Source organism: Persicitalea jodogahamensis, from assembly GCF_014651615.1.
Lineage (GTDB): Bacteria > Bacteroidota > Bacteroidia > Cytophagales > Spirosomataceae > Persicitalea > Persicitalea jodogahamensis.
The window spans coordinates 1,995,520-2,013,586 of the sequence record NZ_BMXF01000001.1; the positions used below are offsets into that span (position 1 = coordinate 1,995,520).

15 protein-coding genes are annotated in these 18,067 nt (G+C 52.4%); 5 read left to right on the plus strand and 10 right to left on the minus strand.

Annotated elements, in window-relative coordinates:
* Positions 1 to 48 precede the first annotated feature (48 nt).
* Positions 49 to 3,159: a SusC/RagA family TonB-linked outer membrane protein gene (locus tag IE117_RS08210; protein WP_189563804.1), complete on the minus strand. Its 3,111-nt coding sequence runs from the start codon at positions 3,157 to 3,159 to the stop codon at positions 49 to 51.
* Between the two features lie 284 nt (positions 3,160 to 3,443).
* Here IE117_RS08210 and IE117_RS08215 point away from each other — a divergent pair, with 284 nt between their 5' ends.
* Both IE117_RS08215 and IE117_RS08220 read left to right on the plus strand, forming a co-directional pair.
* Complete coding sequence (locus IE117_RS08215) at positions 3,444 to 4,199, plus strand: hypothetical protein (protein ID WP_189563805.1); 756 nt, start codon at positions 3,444 to 3,446, stop codon at positions 4,197 to 4,199.
* Positions 4,200 to 4,271: 72 nt separating this feature from the next.
* On the plus strand, positions 4,272 to 5,711 hold the full coding sequence (locus IE117_RS08220; protein ID WP_189563806.1) for a carbon starvation CstA family protein: 1,440 nt from the start codon (positions 4,272 to 4,274) through the stop codon (positions 5,709 to 5,711).
* Between the two features lie 82 nt (positions 5,712 to 5,793).
* On the opposite strand, the gene IE117_RS08225 is transcribed toward IE117_RS08220, so the two are convergent.
* From IE117_RS08225 to IE117_RS08265, 9 genes are all read right to left on the minus strand, one after another.
* Positions 5,794 to 7,623 carry an ABC transporter ATP-binding protein gene (locus IE117_RS08225; protein WP_189563807.1) on the minus strand — a complete coding sequence of 610 codons (1,830 nt, stop codon included), beginning with the start codon at positions 7,621 to 7,623 and terminating at the stop codon, positions 5,794 to 5,796.
* Positions 7,624 to 7,822: 199 nt separating this feature from the next.
* A complete protein-coding gene (locus IE117_RS08230) occupies positions 7,823 to 8,284 on the minus strand; it encodes a DUF4112 domain-containing protein (protein WP_189563808.1) in 462 nt (153 codons plus the stop codon).
* Positions 8,285 to 8,437: 153 nt separating this feature from the next.
* On the minus strand, positions 8,438 to 9,376 hold the full coding sequence (locus IE117_RS08235; RefSeq protein ID WP_189563809.1) for a DUF4440 domain-containing protein: 939 nt from the start codon (positions 9,374 to 9,376) through the stop codon (positions 8,438 to 8,440).
* 159 nt (positions 9,377 to 9,535) lie between these two features.
* Positions 9,536 to 10,690: an FG-GAP repeat domain-containing protein gene (locus IE117_RS08240; protein ID WP_189563810.1), complete on the minus strand. Its 1,155-nt coding sequence runs from the start codon at positions 10,688 to 10,690 to the stop codon at positions 9,536 to 9,538.
* An 89-nt stretch (positions 10,691 to 10,779) separates the two neighbouring features.
* Entirely contained in the window at positions 10,780 to 11,970 is a 1,191-nt protein-coding gene (locus IE117_RS08245; RefSeq protein ID WP_189563811.1) for a Gfo/Idh/MocA family protein, read from the minus strand.
* 144 nt (positions 11,971 to 12,114) lie between these two features.
* Positions 12,115 to 12,885 carry a TIGR02757 family protein gene (locus tag IE117_RS08250; protein WP_189563812.1) on the minus strand — a complete coding sequence of 257 codons (771 nt, stop codon included), beginning with the start codon at positions 12,883 to 12,885 and terminating at the stop codon, positions 12,115 to 12,117.
* Between the two features lie 4 nt (positions 12,886 to 12,889).
* Positions 12,890 to 13,099 carry a hypothetical protein gene (locus IE117_RS08255; RefSeq protein WP_189563813.1) on the minus strand — a complete coding sequence of 70 codons (210 nt, stop codon included), beginning with the start codon at positions 13,097 to 13,099 and terminating at the stop codon, positions 12,890 to 12,892.
* Positions 13,100 to 13,104: 5 nt separating this feature from the next.
* Complete coding sequence (locus IE117_RS08260; RefSeq protein WP_189563814.1) at positions 13,105 to 14,043, minus strand: septal ring lytic transglycosylase RlpA family protein; 939 nt, start codon at positions 14,041 to 14,043, stop codon at positions 13,105 to 13,107.
* Position 14,044: 1 nt separating this feature from the next.
* Positions 14,045 to 14,881, minus strand: a complete 837-nt coding sequence (locus IE117_RS08265; RefSeq protein ID WP_189563815.1) for a DUF4905 domain-containing protein — start codon at positions 14,879 to 14,881, stop codon at positions 14,045 to 14,047.
* Positions 14,882 to 14,914: 33 nt separating this feature from the next.
* Between IE117_RS08265 and kdsB the strand changes: the two genes are divergently transcribed.
* The 3 genes from kdsB to IE117_RS08280 all read left to right on the plus strand — a co-directional run bounded on the left by kdsB (position 14,915) and on the right by IE117_RS08280 (position 18,040).
* On the plus strand, positions 14,915 to 15,652 hold the full coding sequence (kdsB, locus tag IE117_RS08270; protein WP_189563816.1) for a 3-deoxy-manno-octulosonate cytidylyltransferase: 738 nt from the start codon (positions 14,915 to 14,917) through the stop codon (positions 15,650 to 15,652).
* A 199-nt stretch (positions 15,653 to 15,851) separates the two neighbouring features.
* Positions 15,852 to 17,417 carry a T9SS response regulator signal transducer PorX gene (gene porX, locus IE117_RS08275; RefSeq protein WP_189563817.1) on the plus strand — a complete coding sequence of 522 codons (1,566 nt, stop codon included), beginning with the start codon at positions 15,852 to 15,854 and terminating at the stop codon, positions 17,415 to 17,417.
* Positions 17,418 to 17,581: 164 nt separating this feature from the next.
* Positions 17,582 to 18,040 (plus strand): response regulator, encoded by a 459-nt coding sequence (locus IE117_RS08280; RefSeq protein WP_189563818.1) that lies wholly within the window; start codon positions 17,582 to 17,584, stop codon positions 18,038 to 18,040.
* The last annotated feature ends 27 nt before the right edge of the window (positions 18,041 to 18,067 follow it).

Below are 18,067 nucleotides of genomic sequence, written 5' to 3' on the forward strand. Positions count from 1 at the left end.
ACCCAATATTTTATTCACTCATTCTCTCATTCAAAATTCAAAATTGATTTAGAATCCTACATTCAAGGTGAATAAATAACTCCGGACGGCAGGGTAGACGAAGCCGGTGAAGCCGGTTACGTTGCTGCCGCTGTTGAACGAGCTGGCTTCGGGGTCGTAGCCGCGGTACTTGGTGGCGAGCCAGAGGTTATTGCCCGTTACGCTTAACTGAACATTGCGGATCGGGCCCTTTTTCAGGATAGACGCTGGCAAGTTGTAGGCAAGCCGCAACGAACGCAGCCGCACCCAGGAAGCGTCCTCGACAAAGTTTTCGGAGACGCCGCGATACACGTTGCGGTAGTAGCCGTTGCCGTAGTTTACGCCATCAGGGCCCACGCCCTGCCCTTTGAAAACAGCCTTTGTATTTGGTGTGCCGTCCGCCAGGACGCCATCGAAAACCAGGGTTTCATTGCGGTCTTCGGTGTATTTGGCAATACCGAAGGCCGAAAAGAAATTATCCAATTGGTTGTAACGATCCTGACCCACCTGCGCGTCGAAGAGAACCGACAGCGACAGATCGCGGTATTTGAAAGTATTGTTCAAACCGCCAACCCAGCGGGGCAGGGCGTTGCCCAGAAGTTTCTGGGCCGAGTTACGAACGGGGAAACCATCGGAACCAATCACGATCGGTCGGCTGGTATCTACCCGCCTTGGATCCTCTTCGGCGCTATTGGCATAGTAACGCTGGTAGCTGGTGCCATAAAGATTACCGTAGGCTTCACCGGGAATGAGTTTTTGGGTCACCGTTGAGCCTGAATAGCCAAACTGTGAGGCCAGACTGATCTCCGTCAGCCCTTCACGAATGGAGACGACACTGTTTCGGTTAGCCGAAAAATTAAGGTTCGCATCCCACGAAAAGTCGTTTTTCTTGACGGGGGTACCCCGCAATGTCAGCTCCACACCCTGATTCCGCATGGTGCCGGAGTTGACCGCTGCCGTGGCGTAGCCGGTCGAGGATGAGACATTCACGTTGATGATTTGATCCTTACTGAGTGAATGGTAGTAGGTAAAGTCAAGACCCAGGCGATTGCCAAAAAAGCCCAGTTCCAACCCTCCTTCGTAGGTTTCCGTAAACTCGGGCCGAAGCGTGGGGTCACCCAGCCGTGAGCCGCGCGAGAAGCCCGTAACGCCCGTTGGCAGGCTGTTGTAAGCCGCGTAACCCGTAGTTGTAGAGTAGGGCAAAGCATCTTTGCCGATCTTGGCGTAGGAAGCACGTATCTTGCCCAGGCTCACGTAGGCGGGCATATTGAACTGCTGCGAGAAAACGTAACCTACGCTGGCCGAAGGGTAGAAAAACGAATTGTTGGGCGCCAGGAGCGAGGAAGTAATATCATTCCGACCAGTCAGCGTCAGGAAAAGGAAATCTTTGTAATCGAGCGTCAGCTCGCCGAAAATACCCATCAGCCGGTAGTCTTCAGCTCTTTGGGTCGGCGTGATCGTCCGGGCGTTGCGCAGGTCGAAGTAGTTATATACGGTCAATTCGTTGCCCTCGGCGCCGAAGCTGCGAATCTTGCGGTCATACAGATCGTGACCTACGCGCAGGGTACCTTTCAGGTTTTGACCCAGATTCGCCGTGCCGCTCGCTGTAAAGGTGGAAGTGATGGAGCGGAAGGCCGTATGGTATTGGTACACGAAACCCAAGCCGTTGTCTTCGTAGGTGTCTTCATCGGCAAAGCCACGGGGCCCGGGAGCCGTTCGCAGCCGGTCGTCCGAATAGGTATCGAGCCCGGCCCGGTAGTTGAACGACAACCACGCGAGTGGCGAGTAGTTGAAGTTGACACCACCGATCAGGCGATTGACATTATCATTCAGTTTGTTGGTGTAGGCACCATAGATGGGGTTGTTATTGCCATACGTTTTCATCGTACCGTCCGGCTTGATGTAGTCGCGGACGTCGTAGCGCGGCGACCAGTAGTTGAGGCTCTCGTTGAAGCGGTCGGCATTGTAGCGATCGCCGCCGGAATTGATAAAATTCAGGTTGGTGCTGGTCGTGAACTTCTCACTGAACTTCACCTGCGCATTCAGCCGCGCCGAGATTTTATTGAAATTCGTAAAGGGAATTACACCCTCGTGGCGCAGGTGGGAGATCGAGGACAAAAAAGTGACCTTGTCCGTGCCCCCCGAAAACGAAAGGTTATTCTGGAACTGCTGGCCCTGCTGGTAAGCATCCCGAAAGTGATCGTAGAGTTTATCCGGATGCGTGGGGTCTATTTTCTTGGCATCCTCCACGGTGGGCCCCCAGGAAGGCCAGAAGCTGTTGGGATCATATTCTCCGCTATACCCAATCGTATATTTGTCCTGCGTTTCAGGAAACTTGTTGACGTTCTCGACGCCGTAGGTGCTGCTGAAATTGGCACGTAGAGCCCCTGATTTGCCCGATTTGGTCGTAATCACAACTACCCCGTTGGCGCCACGGAGTCCGTACAGCGCGGTAGCCGCCCCGCCTTTCAGAATGTTGATGCTTTCCACATCATCAGGATTGATGTCCGCCGCGCGGTTGGACATACCCCGTAATTCGGCGCCTGAACCCTGCGTGGAAGTGCTGTTATCCAACAAAATACCGTCGATCACAAACAGAGGCTGGTTGTCGCGTCCTACGTCGATGGAATTGATCCCGCGAATCAGAATGCGTGCGCCCTGTCCGGGTGCACCGCCCGTACTGTTGATCGTGACACCGGCTACTTTGCCCTGCAAGGCATTGACGAGGTTCGTCTGCCGGTTTTGAACGAGTTCTTCGCTGTCTACTCCCTGAGCGGAATAGCCCAGCGCCTTCTTCTCCCGGCTTATGCCCAGTGCGGTAACTACCACTTCGTTGAGTAGTTTGGTGTCTTCGGCCAGCGTTACGTTGACTATGCTGCGGTTGCCCACGGCCACCTCTTTTGTCGTGTAGCCAATGGAGCTAAACACCAGCGTCGTATTCGGGTTCACGCGAATGCTGTATGTGCCGCTGGCGTCGGTCAGCGTTCCCTGCGTAGCGCCTTTTACAGCCACGCTCACCCCGGGTACGGAAGAACCGTCCTTCTCAGCAGTCACCGTACCGCTGACCTGGGTCTGGGCCATCGCCGTGTGCAGCCCGAGGAGCAGCCACGTCGCCAGCCAAACTTGTACATTTTTTTTCATGGTTAAATAGGATTACAGATTGGTGGAAAATAGTTGTATTTAATCAAAGATAACAGTTGAGCAGAGAAATTTCCCCCAAAAAGAACTAGTTTTTGAGCAACTGCTGGCAAGGTGGATGTTTAGAAAGCTCAATCCAATACTATCCGCTGTGCCTTTTATTTTCACGAAATAGCTGAAACAATGATATTCGTATTGCGCTTTACAACCAATTCAAACCCCAGTGCATCCTTGCAATTATCCAGAATGACTGGTGCTTTTTCCTCAGTTCATCAAAACGTACAAAAATGAAAACATCATTCTGCTTTTTAACGGTGCTGATCGGACTGAGTGCCGCTGCCCAATCGCAAAATCCCATCATTTATCCCGCGAAACCTGCGGAACAGGACACCAGCCGTATCGGTATGAGAGGGGTCGAAATCTACTTTACTCAAATCGTAACGCAATCCAACGCCCGGGGGGTGAATGAGCGCTTGCGCAATTCAGGGTACCCCGAACTAGGCCAGCTTCAATTATTTTGGGGCGGAGGAATTCAATACCGCATAAGGCGGGTGCTCCTGGGGCTGGAAGTGGCTCACTCGGTAAACCCTTCCGGCCCTCGGACGAACGAAACCTCCGCCGCTGACCGGAGGACGCTCAATGTGCAACTCAATGCCAGCTATGCCCTTTATCAGCCAAACGAGCGCGTAAGGGTGTATCCTTTTCTCGCGGCTGGTGCGAATTTAACCACCGTCACGCTCACCCGTATGACAGAAAACGCCGATTTCGACGCGATCCTCCGCCAGCCCGGCAATGCTGTTTCCCTGTCCCATTTTTCGAATTATGTGAATATAGGGATAGGGACCGACGTTGTGAGCCGGAAGGTGGGATGGAGCAGTTTGGCCAGCTTCCGGCTGGGCTACCGTCTCGGCGGCCTGACCGAGTGGTACTCAGACTACACCGAATTGCGCAATGCCCCGCAAGATCGGCTCAGTCAATTTTATTTCCAGATGAATTTAGGAGGTAGTCTGAACTGGCTGAGTCGCCGTCAGCAACGGTGGTGAGAAGGATAATTGATTAGATAGCGACTGTCGCTATCTTTGCTGGTAGGCATATCAGCAAATTTATTATTTTATATGATCTCCTTTATCCTCTCTGTACTAGTTTTGATTTTGGGCTACTATGTCTACGGTAGTTTTCTGGAACGCGTATTTGGGGCCGACAAGTCCGCCGCCACCCCGGCCAATCGCCTGGCGGATGGCGTTGATTTCGTGGTGCTGCCCAACTGGAAAGTCTTCCTGATACAGTTTCTGAACATTGCCGGTCTCGGCCCCATCTTCGGGGCCATCGCGGGGGCCATGTACGGTCCGGCGGCCTTCCTGTGGATTGTGCTCGGGAGTATTTTTGCCGGGGCGGTTCACGATTACTTCTCGGGAATGATGTCTTTGCGGCACGATGGCAAGAGCATCAGTGAGGTAGTTGGGATTTATATGGGCGACAGCGCGAAGCAAATCATGCGGGTGTTCACGGTGCTGCTGCTCATATTCGTGGGAACGGTTTTCCTGGTGGGCCCCGCCAAAATCATCGATGGCATGACGGACGGCTACCTTACCATGTGGGGTTGGGTGAGCATTATTTTGGTCTACTATCTGCTTTCTACGTTGCTGCCGATTGACAAATTCATCAGCAAGCTTTACCCGATTTTCGGGATAGCCATGCTGCTGATGGCCGTTGGTCTGCTGATTGCCCTGTTTACGGGCGGGTACCATATTCCCGAAATCACCGGAAGTACCCTCAGGAACATGACTTCCAATCCTGATAAAACGCCGCTGTTTCCCATGTTGTTTGTTACGATTGCCTGCGGGGCGATATCCGGGTTCCACTCCACCCAATCGCCGCTGATGGCGCGCTGCATGGGCAACGAGACTTCGGGAAAAATGATTTTCTCGGGTACCATGATCACCGAAGGGGTAGTTGCGCTGGTGTGGGCGGCGGTATCCATGACATTTTTCGGCTCCGTGGGCGGATTGAACGAAGCGATGATCGCCAACAACAACAACGCGGCTTGGGCCGCCAATGAAATCTCGCTCAATATGCTTGGTCCGGTTGGGGGGATTCTGGCACTGCTCGGGATCGTGGCCGCGCCCATCACGTCAGGCGACACCGCTTTCCGATCCGCCCGGCTGATCATTGCCGATACTTTTAATGTAAATCAGAAAACGCTGGTCAAGAGGTTGTTGATCAGCATTCCGCTGTTCGTGGTGGCCTTCGGTCTAACTCAGATGGACTTCGGGATTATCTGGCGGTACTTTGCGTGGAGCAACCAGACCCTGGCGACCATTGTGCTGTGGACGATCACGATTTATCTGTCTAACCTCAACAAAAACTACTGGATTTCCCTGCTGCCGGCCGTATTCATGACGATGGTGTGTAGTTCCTACATCTTCATCGCCCCCGAAGGATTTCAGCTTGCCCACGGACTTTCCTACGCCCTCGCTGCCGCCATCACGATTGCCGCGACGGCCTCTTTTATCGCGCTAAGATACCGGAAGCAACGGGCTGCATTGGCTAATTGATACGATTAGCATGTGATTGGAAGCAAATTCGTGATTTGCCGAAACAGGATTAACATGACCAAGGCGAGGCAGAATTTCTTGCTTATAAGTACCCCTGCGCCTGCAAGTTAAACAGCTCCGCGTACTTGCCTCCCACCCGTAGAAGTTCTTCGTGCGAGCCGAACTCCAATAGCTGACCATTTTCCAAAAACAAAATCCGGTCGGCCATGCGAACAGTGGAAAAGCGGTGCGAAATCAGCACGGCCATCTTACCCTCGATCAGGCGGCTGAATCGCTGAAACACCTCGTGTTCGGCGCGGGCGTCGAGAGCAGAAGTGGGTTCGTCAAGTACCACGAGCTGAGCATTGCGCATGTAGGCGCGGGCCAGCGCCACCTTCTGCCACTGCCCGCCGGAAAGTTCCTGACCGTCTTTAAAGCGCTTGCCCAGTACCTGCTGGAATTGCGCCGGGAGTTGATCGACTACCTCGCTGGCCAGGCTCTTACGGGCGGCGTCAGCGATGCGTTCGTCGTCGTCGCGGCGTTCGATGTCGCCGACGGCGATGTTCTCGGCGACAGTCATTTCGTATTTGATGAAGTCCTGGAATATAATACCGATGTTGGCGCGCAAATCAGCCAAGCTGTACGCTTCCAGTGGTAAACCATCCAGCAGAATGCGGCCCTCGGTGGGTTCATAGAGTCGCGAGAGCAGCTTGACAAGGGTAGTTTTGCCGGCACCATTTTCGCCCACCAGTGCTAGTTTTTCGCCAGGATGAAGGGTGAAAGTCAGGTTGCGAATGGCCCAGCGTTCGCTGTCGGGGTACTTAAAGCTGACATTTTCGAAGGTTACGCCTTCCTGAATTGGTTTGGGAACAAGCACACCACTGGCATTCGCTTTGATGGTGGGTTCAATAGCGAAGAAATCGAACAAATCCTGTAAGTACAATGCACTCTCAGCGATGCTGGAAAAGCGACTCATAATTCCTTGCAACATTCCGTGCATCCGCTGAAACGAACCCGACAGGAACGTCATGGTACCGATCGTGATGAGGGCAGCGAGCGTTTGAATCAGAATAAAGACGTAGGCACCGTAGTAAGCGAAAGTACCCAGGGCCGCCAGCAGGTACCCCCAGGTCGCGCGGCTGAGGACGATTTTTTTGTTCTGTTCGAAGTACTCGTCCGATAGCGCCTTGAAGCGTTGGGTCAGGTACTTTTCCAGGCCAAAAACCTTTACTTCCTTGGCCGTTTCGGCGCTGGCCCCGATGTAGCGGAGGTAGTCGAGTTCGCGGCGCTCGGGCGTCCAGCTGCGGGTAAGCGAGTAGCTGCGCTCGTTAAAGTGGGTTTCACCCAAGAACGAAGGAATCACCGCCACGATCAAAATAAGAATCAGCCACGGACTGAACGCCACCAGTCCTGCCCCGAGCAGCAGCAGCGAAATAATGTCCTGCACCTGCGAAAGTACCTGCGTCAATAGCACCGTGCGGCTGGTAGTTTGGCGGCGGGCGCGCTCGAGTTTGTCGTAAAAAACCGGATTTTCGAATTGGTACAAATCCAGTTGCGCCGCGTGATGGACCAGATCGACGGAAGTTTTGTTCGCGACCAGATCACCCAGCAGACTATCGCACAAACCAATCAACCGGCTCAGTAAATCCGAAAAGACGGTCAGACCCAATTCCGCCGCGACCATGGTCCATAAGTACCGCTGGGAACCGCCTTCGGCAATAAGGCGAATGACCTCATCGATGATTTCCTTCCCGATGTACAGCATCACCACCGGGATCCCGGCTTTCAACAGCCGGAACACGACGTTGCCGATTGTCAGCGGCTTGTTTGTATTCCAGACCAGCCGGAAAAAAGGTGGCAGATTCTGCAAGGCCGAAAAGCGCTTGCGGAGTGATTGGGAAGTGGAATCTTTACCAGGGGGAAGCGGACGCAAATGAATAGTGATTAGTACTAGTCAATTAATCATTTGCGATGTAGAAAAGTTCGGAGGAAATATAGCCTCCGAATACTATAATATACTTTCAATCAACACGTAGCTGTTGCCGTCCAGGTGAATGCTCGTTAGGAGGACATTAATTGATCTTGTGAACCGCAATCACAATTCAATTCGCATTGATAAAATTAAAGAGTACTCAACTAAACACCCAGACAAAAAATGTATAGCTCAACCAGGCCAATGTACCCACCACGAGCACAAGTACCAGCAGCACAGGTACGATCACTTTCCAGGCGCCGCCCTTGTGGCGGTCCTCCACATAATGCTCCTGCATTAACTTCATATTGCGGATGTTCGCCTTAAAGGCTACATCAAAAATATCACCCAGAATCGGGACGGAGCCCAGCAGTGCATCAATCACGATATTGAGGGCCATGCGGGCTACGACGAATCCGCTGGCGCCGTTCTTGGCCAAGATGGTGATCATATAGCCGGAAATAGCCAGAGTGGCAAAATCGCCGGCACCGGGAATAAGTCCGATCAGGGCATCGAAACCAAACTTAATGTCGGTACCCGGAATGGTGAATTTTGAATCCATCCATTTGGCCATGGATTCTACGTGAGTAATCGCTGACTTTCGCTTAGAGGCTATCTGCATTTCAATAACGAGAATTTGGTTTGGAATTTTCGTTACTAATAGTGTGCCTGATTAAGCGGGTACTTGCCTTTAAGGTGCAGATGCTGCACGTCCGGCAGCATACACGCTTCGGTGTGCTACTGCCGGGCGTACACGGCTGGGCATCGCATTGCTTTACCGCTTTGGAATCGAAATCATGTGGGAAATCTTCCACTTTCCGTCGATTTTTTCCAGATATCGGCTTTCGATATTCGTTACGGGTTCCCTGCCATCGGGATAATGGAAAGTTTGTTCGTAACTGGCCCAGGCGGCATCGCCATTCGGGCGAATAGTGAAGTTGGATGTGGTGAAAGTCGTACCGGGTTTATTGGGTCTCTGGGTGGACAGTCGGGTCACCATTTCGCCGATTTCGGTGGCCGTAATGTCGTAGGCCTTGCCCGCTTCGTCGGTTACGGTATGGGCGGCGTAGGGGAGGTCGGCCCAATAGGAAACCATCGTTTTCCCGTCGTTATTGAGCCATGCCTGCGTTTCGGCTTCCAGCATCTTGCGGATCATGTAGGCGTCAGGATCTACCTCGGGCGGGATGGCGACATAGCCCATTTTGTCACGGACAGTGGCCCGGTCGTAGTAGTACCGGGCTTCTTTCAACGTGCCATTACTCACCCGGGCGGTGATTTGATAAGGTAGTTCGATCATAGTACCCCCTGCCTTCTCTTTCCAGTGATACGTGCCCCAACCCATGACCCAGTCGCCTTCGTTCAGGCCGGATTTTTCCTGATAGGCCAGGGTACGGCGGTCGGAGATGCGGTGGTCGGTGCGCTGGTTAAGGGAACTTTGCCAACTATTAATGGCCTGCTCGCTATTCATCGGCTTTTCGTAACCAGGCCCGTTTTCCTGATAGTCGGCCGCCAGTAAAGAGCGGGCGCGGTTCAGGTCGCCGCTTACGAGCGCATCCAGGTAGTTGTTTAGCACGGCCACGTTCTCGTCGGCATTTTTGCTCAGCGCGACGACATCGTTATGCTTGGGTGTTCTTTGGGCGAAGCTGTGGCTACACGCCAGAAAAAGTAGGAAGAAGAGCGAAAATCGGGCGGCGGAAGAGATTACCTTGTCCATGAGTACGGTAGTTTATAGGGTGAATACTGCTGGGGCGGATATACTCACTAAACACGCGTATTATGGTACAAATTTAATATTATTTAGAACTTTACCAAATATCAGGTACTTTATTATCTGAACAAAGGGAGGTCATGCATGTGCTATTTTTGCTCTGCTCTAAAATCGCTGATTCCAATAAATGACCACGTTATGCGTTGTCCGGCCCGCCGCCACAAGGTCCAGATCACCATCGCCGTCCAGATCCGCGGCTTTCATATCCTCACAGGCCATGTCCACCTTTTCATCGAGAGCGTATTCCTGCCAGATTTTTCCTGCTTCATCGGTACCTACATAGAGGCGGACGCCCACTTGTTCGGCTGTGTTTTTCTCTCGCCAACCCATGGCAATCTGGTCGCGGCCAAGGCCCAGAAAATCAGCCGTTACTAGTGCGTGACCTTGGTTCAGCCGGTCGGTAAGCACACGGCGACTATCCTTTGTGTATACGACCAGGCTATTGCCATGCATGGGCTCTATGGTGGTCGTGAATAGCTGGTTATTACCCAGCTTGCCGGTGCGAATCTCGCCCACACCATTTTTAAGTACCATCCAGTTGCCCGAAGGTGCCCAGCCATCCGCTCCGTCCAGAAAAACCTGCACGCCCTCCTTTCCTGCTACGGCCATGCCCAGAAACGCCCCTTTGGCTTCCATCGGCTCCATGTTGTGGGTCAGATGCATGTCGGTACCTACCAGTTGGTAGTTCCAATCACCTTTTTTATGCTCCGGCACCTCGAAGGCTATCATTTTAACACCTGCACCTTCACCTTTCTCATTGCCTTCACCATGCAGTGGCAGCACGATGAGCTGGTACTTGCCGTCGGTATCCTGCACCCAATGCATGCGGTGGATCGTAACTTCGTGGTGCAGCGCCACAGGTTCCCACAGCTGGTAGCGATCGTCAGGGGGAATGAGATAAAAAACGGCACCGGATTCTTTGGCATTTCGGGTTTCGCCGGGATTCCACTGCGCGCCTACGGCCACTTCTACCTTGCCATCCCCGTCAATGTCGCGGGCAGTAATGCACACGTTATCACGGGCAGTAAGGTTGGCAGCCATCACGTGTCGCTTCCAGGGGGTACCTGGCCCACCGGGGTTCTTATACCACACAATTTCTTTTTGGTCGGCCATGAGAATGTCGATTTGGCCATCCCCGTCCACATCGCCCGTCGCGAGGCCATAGCCGATGCTAATCTTCGGGTCGATGACCTCGGCCTTGAAAGTGGGGCTTTGGGCGAAGACCGGTAGTGTTGCCAGGAAAAGGAGTACGTGTTTCATCTTTTTACGTTGGAAAAAACAAGGTGTATATTTTTAGCCGAAAGCCGAAAGCCGAAAGCCGAAAGCCGAAAGCCGAAAGCCGAAAGCCGTCACACGTCCCGCTCCACGATTTTCCCACTGACTTTTTCCTTCAAAATCAGCTTGTTTCGCCCGTCGTGCGTCATTTCCTGCTTGATAAGGTAGTGGTCGGCATCGTAGTCGGTGTAGTTGCTCGGCTTGGTCAACCCCTCCTGACCGCGCCAGATGGCCAGTTCGACGGGCTCCCACCGTTTGGTTTTCGCCGAGCGGTAGGCAGCGTCGATCACGGCGTTGACCACGTAGCCATCATAAAAGGTTTCGGCGGGGTCAGTGCCTTTTTCGGCTGCCCCGAACATATCGGTGAACATGTGATTGTAGCCCAGGTCGTTCACTTCATCCCCGACCGGGAACAGCCACCCGGAGTTGCTTTCGGCTTTCTCCGCCACATAATCGGCGCCCTTGCCGGAGGTGTACATTTCTAAGCCGGTACGCAGGAAGTTGTTGATCCAGATCGTGCCTTCGGTTCCCATCACCTCGTCGCGCAAGTCCATGCCGCCCCGGAACGTCCAGCTTGTCTCGAACTGCCCGATCGCGCCATTTTCGTATTTGACCAGAGCGATGGCGTGGTCCTCTGCCTCGATAGGCTTCACCTGGGTGTCGGCCCAGCACATGACCTCCACCGGCTTGATGTCCTTGCCAATAAAATTACGGGAAATCTCGATGCAGTGGCAGCCCAAATCCAGAATGCAACCACCGCCCGCCTGTTCCAGGTCCCAGAACCATTCGCTGTGCGGGCCGGGATGCGCCTCGCGCGACTTGGCCCAAAGAATGCGCCCCAAGGCGCCACTCCTGACGCTTTCCATGGATTTAAGGAATTTGGGGGTATAGCAAAGATCTTCCAGATAGCCACCGAAGATTCCCGCTTCCTCCACGGCTTTCATCATTTGCAAGGCTTCCTCCGCGGTACGGCCCAAGGGCTTGGTGCAGATGACGTTTTTCTTGTGTTTGGCGCAAAGCATGACCGCCTCCGCGTGAACGTGGTTCGGCAGGGCCACGCATACCATAGTCACATCGGGACGGGCGATCACCTCCTCCATATCACTGGACGCGAAGTCACAGCCATAGTCTTTGGCAAATTTTCTGGCACTCTCATCGCGGCGGGCGTAGATGGCCGTTACGCGATCACGGCTGCGCTGGCCGTGGATGGATTCGGCATAGAAGCGGCCAATGAAGCCGGAGCCGAGCATGGCGATTTTTTGCATGAAACGTGTTTTCGGGAAATAGAATAGTAAAAGTTGTATTCCCTGGAAAAGTGGCTGCAGCCTGCAAATCTACCCCCGGACGTCGAAGTTTGGGATCCGGATATTGAATTTAAATAGCACCGCTATCCAACTGCCCGACCTTTGTTACACAAATCCTTCGATCCCCAATCCAAACAAAGCGAAATCGTACTTCACCGGATCTTCCGCATCCAGCTCGCGTAAAGCGGCAGTTAGTTCGAGAGCTGTTTGCCAGTCGGTTTTGGGCCTCTGGATTAGCCCCAGGTGCCGTGCCACACGGTCCACGTGAACGTCGCAGGGCATCACCAGCTGGGCAGGCGAAATGCGCCGCCAGATCCCGAAATCCACGCCCCGGTCGTCTTGCCGCACCATCCAGCGCAGAAACATATTGAGCCGCTTGCAGGTGGACTTGCGGGCGGGCGTCGCGATGTGCTTCCGGGTGCGGGATGGAAAATAGTCCAGGCCGCAAAATTGATCGTGGAAGGTGATTAAACCCTGCTCCGTCGTGGATTGGGCCTCCTGATTCCCGACCAGAAAAGCCTCTTCGAGCGAGTCATTTTTTGAATAAAAATCCTGAAAAAAATGAAGAAAATAGAGCGCGTCGGTAGCGTTGAAAGTACGGTGCTTGAAGGCCAGGAAACGTTTCAGGTCGCTTTCCTGATGATTCAGGACAAAATCGTAAGGTGCGTTATCCATTAACGCGACCAGTTCCGAACTTTTATTGATGATGGTTTTGCGCTGTCCCCACGCCAGCACCGCCGCCCAAAAACCCATGATTTCGATGTCCTGCTTCCGACTGAATCGGTGCGGGATGCTGACCGGATCGTGAGGGACAAAGTCGGGGCGATTGTACTGCTCGTACTTCCGATCCAGTAGTTCTTCTAATGATTCTGTCAAGGGATTACTTGCGGACTACCTTACCCAGCACATAGGCCAGTCCCTGCGAAATGCCGGAAAAAATCATCACCAGCGTGGAAAACAGGAAGGTGAAAACGGCAATGAAGGGATACATGAGCGCAAAAACTACGCTCCAGACTTTATAGCCAATGGTCTTTTTTTGTTCGGCGCGCTCCTCTTCGCGTCGTGACCGGTATTCGGGGGAATGTTTCATGGATGTCAGTTTGCCGAGATATAGCTGATCTCGGCCCTAAAACGGCGACTGTTGGGGGAAAGTTTCTCAAAGGCCCGCGCCGAAAGTTTAATCACGATATCTTCGTTGGCACTCGTGCCGGGGATACGCCCGACGACTTTCACCCAGATTTCCTCCTGGTTGTATTGATTCTTGACCTGCACCAAAGTACCCAAAGGTGCGGTGCGGTGCAAGGCGAGGTACTTGCTGCTGCTTTCGCCCGTGTCGATAATTTCGGCCAATCCCGACTCGCTCATGCGCCTTCCGGTGGGTTCCTTGGGGGCGGGCGCAGGCTCTTCAATAGTCTTTTTAGGCTTTTCAGCCACCACCGGTGCGGGTTCTTCCTTTTCGGCTGGCTTGGGGGTGGGGAAGGGCGTAATGCTCGGGCTGCGTTCGGAATAGACTTTCTCCGATACAATTAAATCCTGCCCCAGAATGACGTTGTCGGAGGTCATGCCATTCCATTTACGGATGTCGGCCATCAGTACCCCGTACTTAACCGCAATGCTGTACAGAGTTTGCCCCTGTTCCACGGTATGCATTCCCGGCGCGGTGGCGGTGGCGGGTTCGGCTTTTCTGGCCTCCCGCTTTTCTTCCTTCGCGGCGGCTTTTTCCTCCCGGGCAATTGCCTTGGCCGACTTACGAGGGGTGTAGGGCACCCGGATCACCTGGCCCGCCCGCAGGCCGTCAGCCATGCCTTCATTTGCCGCCCGGATATCATTGACTGACACGCCATACCGGCGCATGACTGCGTACAACGTCTGACCGGGATCGACCTTGTGAAGGATGTATGTTTTGCCATTGGCTACTTCCGTACCGAGAGAGTCCCGTATAGCAGCGGCAGGAGTGGTGGTAGCTTCGGCTTGCGCCGCAAACGTCGAAAATAAGGCAAGTAAAAGGAGAATCAAACTCTGCAATGGCTTCATTTCAGTGTGTCAATGTTAGGCTGTTCAGTTCGTTGGTATTCCGCAGGAAAACCAGATGGTTATTTTTTAACAAAATGGTGTCCAGGCTGATGCCCGGACGCTTGTCACTCAATAGGTTGTGATAGATTATTTCCCTGTTTCGATTTACAACCAGCAGATACTGAGCCGCTTTTTCCTGATCGTAAAGATAATAAGAAAAGACCACATAGGGGTCTGATTCAAGATAATCGATGGCAACAGCGTCCTGCGTTTCCACCATTCTCCCCAAAAACGCTGAAAGCTGACGGAAGTATATATCATGAGGCTCATAGCGAACGGGAATGTGGTGATTCGGTTCGGTTACAGCGGGTAGATCTTTTTCCAGAACCGGATTTTTTAACAACCCTGAATTACTGTCGCAAAGCTGATACTGAATTCTTTCCGCTTGCTTTTGCGCCACCACGATTTGCTCAGTGCCTGGCAGGATCCGGACGAACAGCCAGCCGGGTAGAGCCCAGACCACTTCGCCCTCAGCAACTGAGAGGGCCAGCAGATCGGTGGGTTCAGGAATATCGGGAAAGCGGTAGTTGTGCAGGAATACCCGGTCCCCGGCGAAACCCGCCAGGGTAGTCCACCATTCGGTGGCTGAGGGAGATTTTTGCCAAAGTACCTGATTGGTGGTAAGGTCCAGAAGTGCCCAGGAAACTGTTTTCGTTTCGGCGTCACGCAATTCCACAATCCATTCGTCGCGGTCGGGATGCGGCATAACCCGCCAGATGGTTTCGGAAAAAGTATGGGTGAACAGGTTTTCGGGGGACAAAGACACGGGTTGTCGAATGGAAATGGTAGTTTTGGACAAAGAATAATCAAATAATCAAACTTTCACCACGCTTTGCAAATTGTCGGTATCATTCCCGCCCGCTATGCTTCCACCCGTTTTCCCGCCAAAGCTTTGGCCGAAATCGGCGGAGTGAGTATGATCCGCCGGGTGTACGAACAGGCCAAGTTATCATCCAGGCTTTCGCAGGTCGTTATTGCAACTGATGACGACCGTATATTCGACCACGTGCAGTCTTTCGGCGGCAAGGTAGTCATGACCTCCGGCAACCATCAGAGCGGTACCGACCGTTGTTTCGAAGCTTTGCAATACCTGGAAGGCGTGTACGATTATGTGATTAACATCCAGGGCGACGAACCGTTCATTCAGCCCACGCAGATCAATCGCCTGGCTTCCGTGCTCAACGGACAAACGCAGCTGGCCACGCTGGTAAAAGCGATCGATGATGAAGAAACGCTGTTCAACCCCAACACGCCTAAGGTACTGCTCAGCGCGAGTCGGAATGTATTGTATTTCAGTCGGCAAACGGTCCCCTATCTCCGGGAAGTGGAAAAGGCAGACTGGCTGGGCCGCCATATTTTTTACAAACATATCGGAATTTACGCGTATCGTACCGATGTTTTGGCCCAGATTACGCAGTTACCGGTATCCTCTTTGGAAAAGGCCGAGGCTTTGGAACAGCTCCGCTGGCTGGAAAATGACTACACGATCCAGGCCGTTATCACCCCCGATGATTCGCATGGGATCGATACGCCGGCAGATTTGGAGCGCGTGGCACGGAAATTTCTGTAAAAGGCTGCGGATTTGTTGATGCCTTGATTTGTTGGCTTCTAGCGGGTTAGCCCATCAGCCCGTTTTTTGTCCTGAAGCTGTAAGTACGGGATAGGCATTTTCTGCGTTTAAACTAAATTATTAAAGCCGATTATATGGGCTGCTTCGTATCGATCAACGATAGCCGCCAGTCCATTTTACCCGTAAAACCTCTAATTATATGCAATATAAGATCCTTTGGGCCGATGATGAAATCGACCTTTTGAAGCCACATATTATGTTCCTGACCAACAAGGGATGTACCGTGACGCCCGTCAACAGCGGCGCCGATGCCCTTGATAAGGTTGAAAGCGAACGATACGATATCGTTTTTCTGGATGAAATGATGCCTGGCATGACGGGCCTGGAAACACTGGCCCAGATAAAACAAATGCGGCCTTCTCTCCCGGTGGTCATGATCACCAAAAGCGAAGAGGAGCATATCATGGAGGACGCCATCGGCTCCAAAATCGCCGACTACCTCATCAAGCCCCTTAACCCAAACCAGATTCTGCTTTCGGTCAAGAAAATCCTGGACAATAAGCGGCTTGTTACTGAAAAAACGACGCTTAGCTACCAGCAGGAGTTTCGCAATCTGGCGATGCAGTATCAGGATCGCATCGGGCATGAGGAGTGGGCGGATATTTACAAAAAGCTCATTTATTGGGAACTGGAACTGGAAAGTTCGCAGGATCAGGGAATGGCGGAGGTATTCGCGATGCAAAAGAGCGACGCCAATAACAACTTTGCCAAGTTCATAGAGGAAGAGTACGACGGCTGGCTGAACGACCCCCGGGCCGACCGCCCCATTCTGTCGCACCAATTGATGAAACAAAAGGTATTCCCGCATCTGAAAGGCAGCGGCGAACCCCTGTTTTTCCTGTTGATCGACAATTTTCGCTATGACCAGTGGAAAATGATTCAGTCGGTAATGCAGGATTACTTCACAATTGAAGAAGAGTCTTCCTATTATTCCATACTACCAACAACGACTGGCTACGCCCGCAATGCGATTTTTGCCGGATTGATGCCCAGTGAGATCGAGCGAAAGTACCCGCAGTGGTGGGTGAGCGACGAGAACACCCCGGATGGTGAGGAAGGCCTGAACAAGTACGAAAGCGAACTGCTGCAAAAGCAACTCGACTGGAACCGACTTGATGTGAAGATGTCTTACCACAAAATCCTGAATACGAACCAGGGCAAATCGTTGGTGGACAACTTCAATAACATGATGGGCAATGCCCTCAACGTGGTAGTGTATAACTTCGTGGACATGCTCTCTCACGCCCGTACCGATGTGCAGATGATCAAAGAGCTGGCTCCCGACGAAGCAGCTTACCGCTCCATCACCAAGTCGTGGTTTCAGCATTCCCCGTTGCTGGATTTCATCAAAAAGGTAGCTGAGAAAAAAGGACGGTTGATTCTTACGACCGACCACGGTATGATTCGGGTACAGAAGCCGGCCAAGATTATCGGCTACCGGGAAACCAATACGAACCTGCGCTACAAACACGGCAAGAATCTGGGCTTTGATGACAACCACTTGCTGGTATGCCGGAAGCCGGAGCGTTTCTTCCTGCCCAAGCCTCACGTTTCGACTTCCTATGTCTTTACGAAGGAGGACTATTTCTTTGCCTATCCCAATAACTACAACCAATACGTCAACCTGTACCGCGATACATTCCAGCACGGCGGGGTGTCGTTGGAGGAAGTCATCATACCCTTCATAGACATGAAGGCGAAGTAAGTGCCCCTGGGCCGGATGATCGCAAAAACTCTTCGGCAGATTCGGATCAAAGTATTAAATTTGCAAATACCGCTTATGGTTATTCTTGCTCTTCTGCTGACATTTTTCATTTTGTCGGCAGGAGAGTAAGGACTTCTCAATATCCAACCTTTGAGATCCCATTTATGACATTATCCGCATTCAGTTTTCCGGCATTCAAACCCAAGGTATTTTTGGTGGACGATGACGAGGACGACCGTTTTCTTTTTCTGGATGCAATTACTGAATTGCGGCATGAGTTGATCATCAAAGAGTTTGCTGATGGTGAGTCGCTTATGAACACGCTCAGAAAAGCCGGTGAATCCCCGGACATTATTTTCCTGGACCTGAACATGCCCCGGCTGAGCGGCCTCGAATGCCTTGATTTTTTGCGAAAAAAACTGGGTGATTCAATTACCAAGGTTTTCATTATCTCTACGAGCTCTTCTGCCGACATGATCGAAACCACCAGAAATAAGGGGGCCGATCATTATATTTGCAAACCCAGGGACTTTAATGAATTGAAAATACTGGTGAGAATTGCGCTGCAGAAAGCCATTTCACCCACTTCGTCTCCCTTTTTGCTAAATGAACTTGTCAAGTAGCTGTTTCAGCGCTCCTCTGTTCATCTG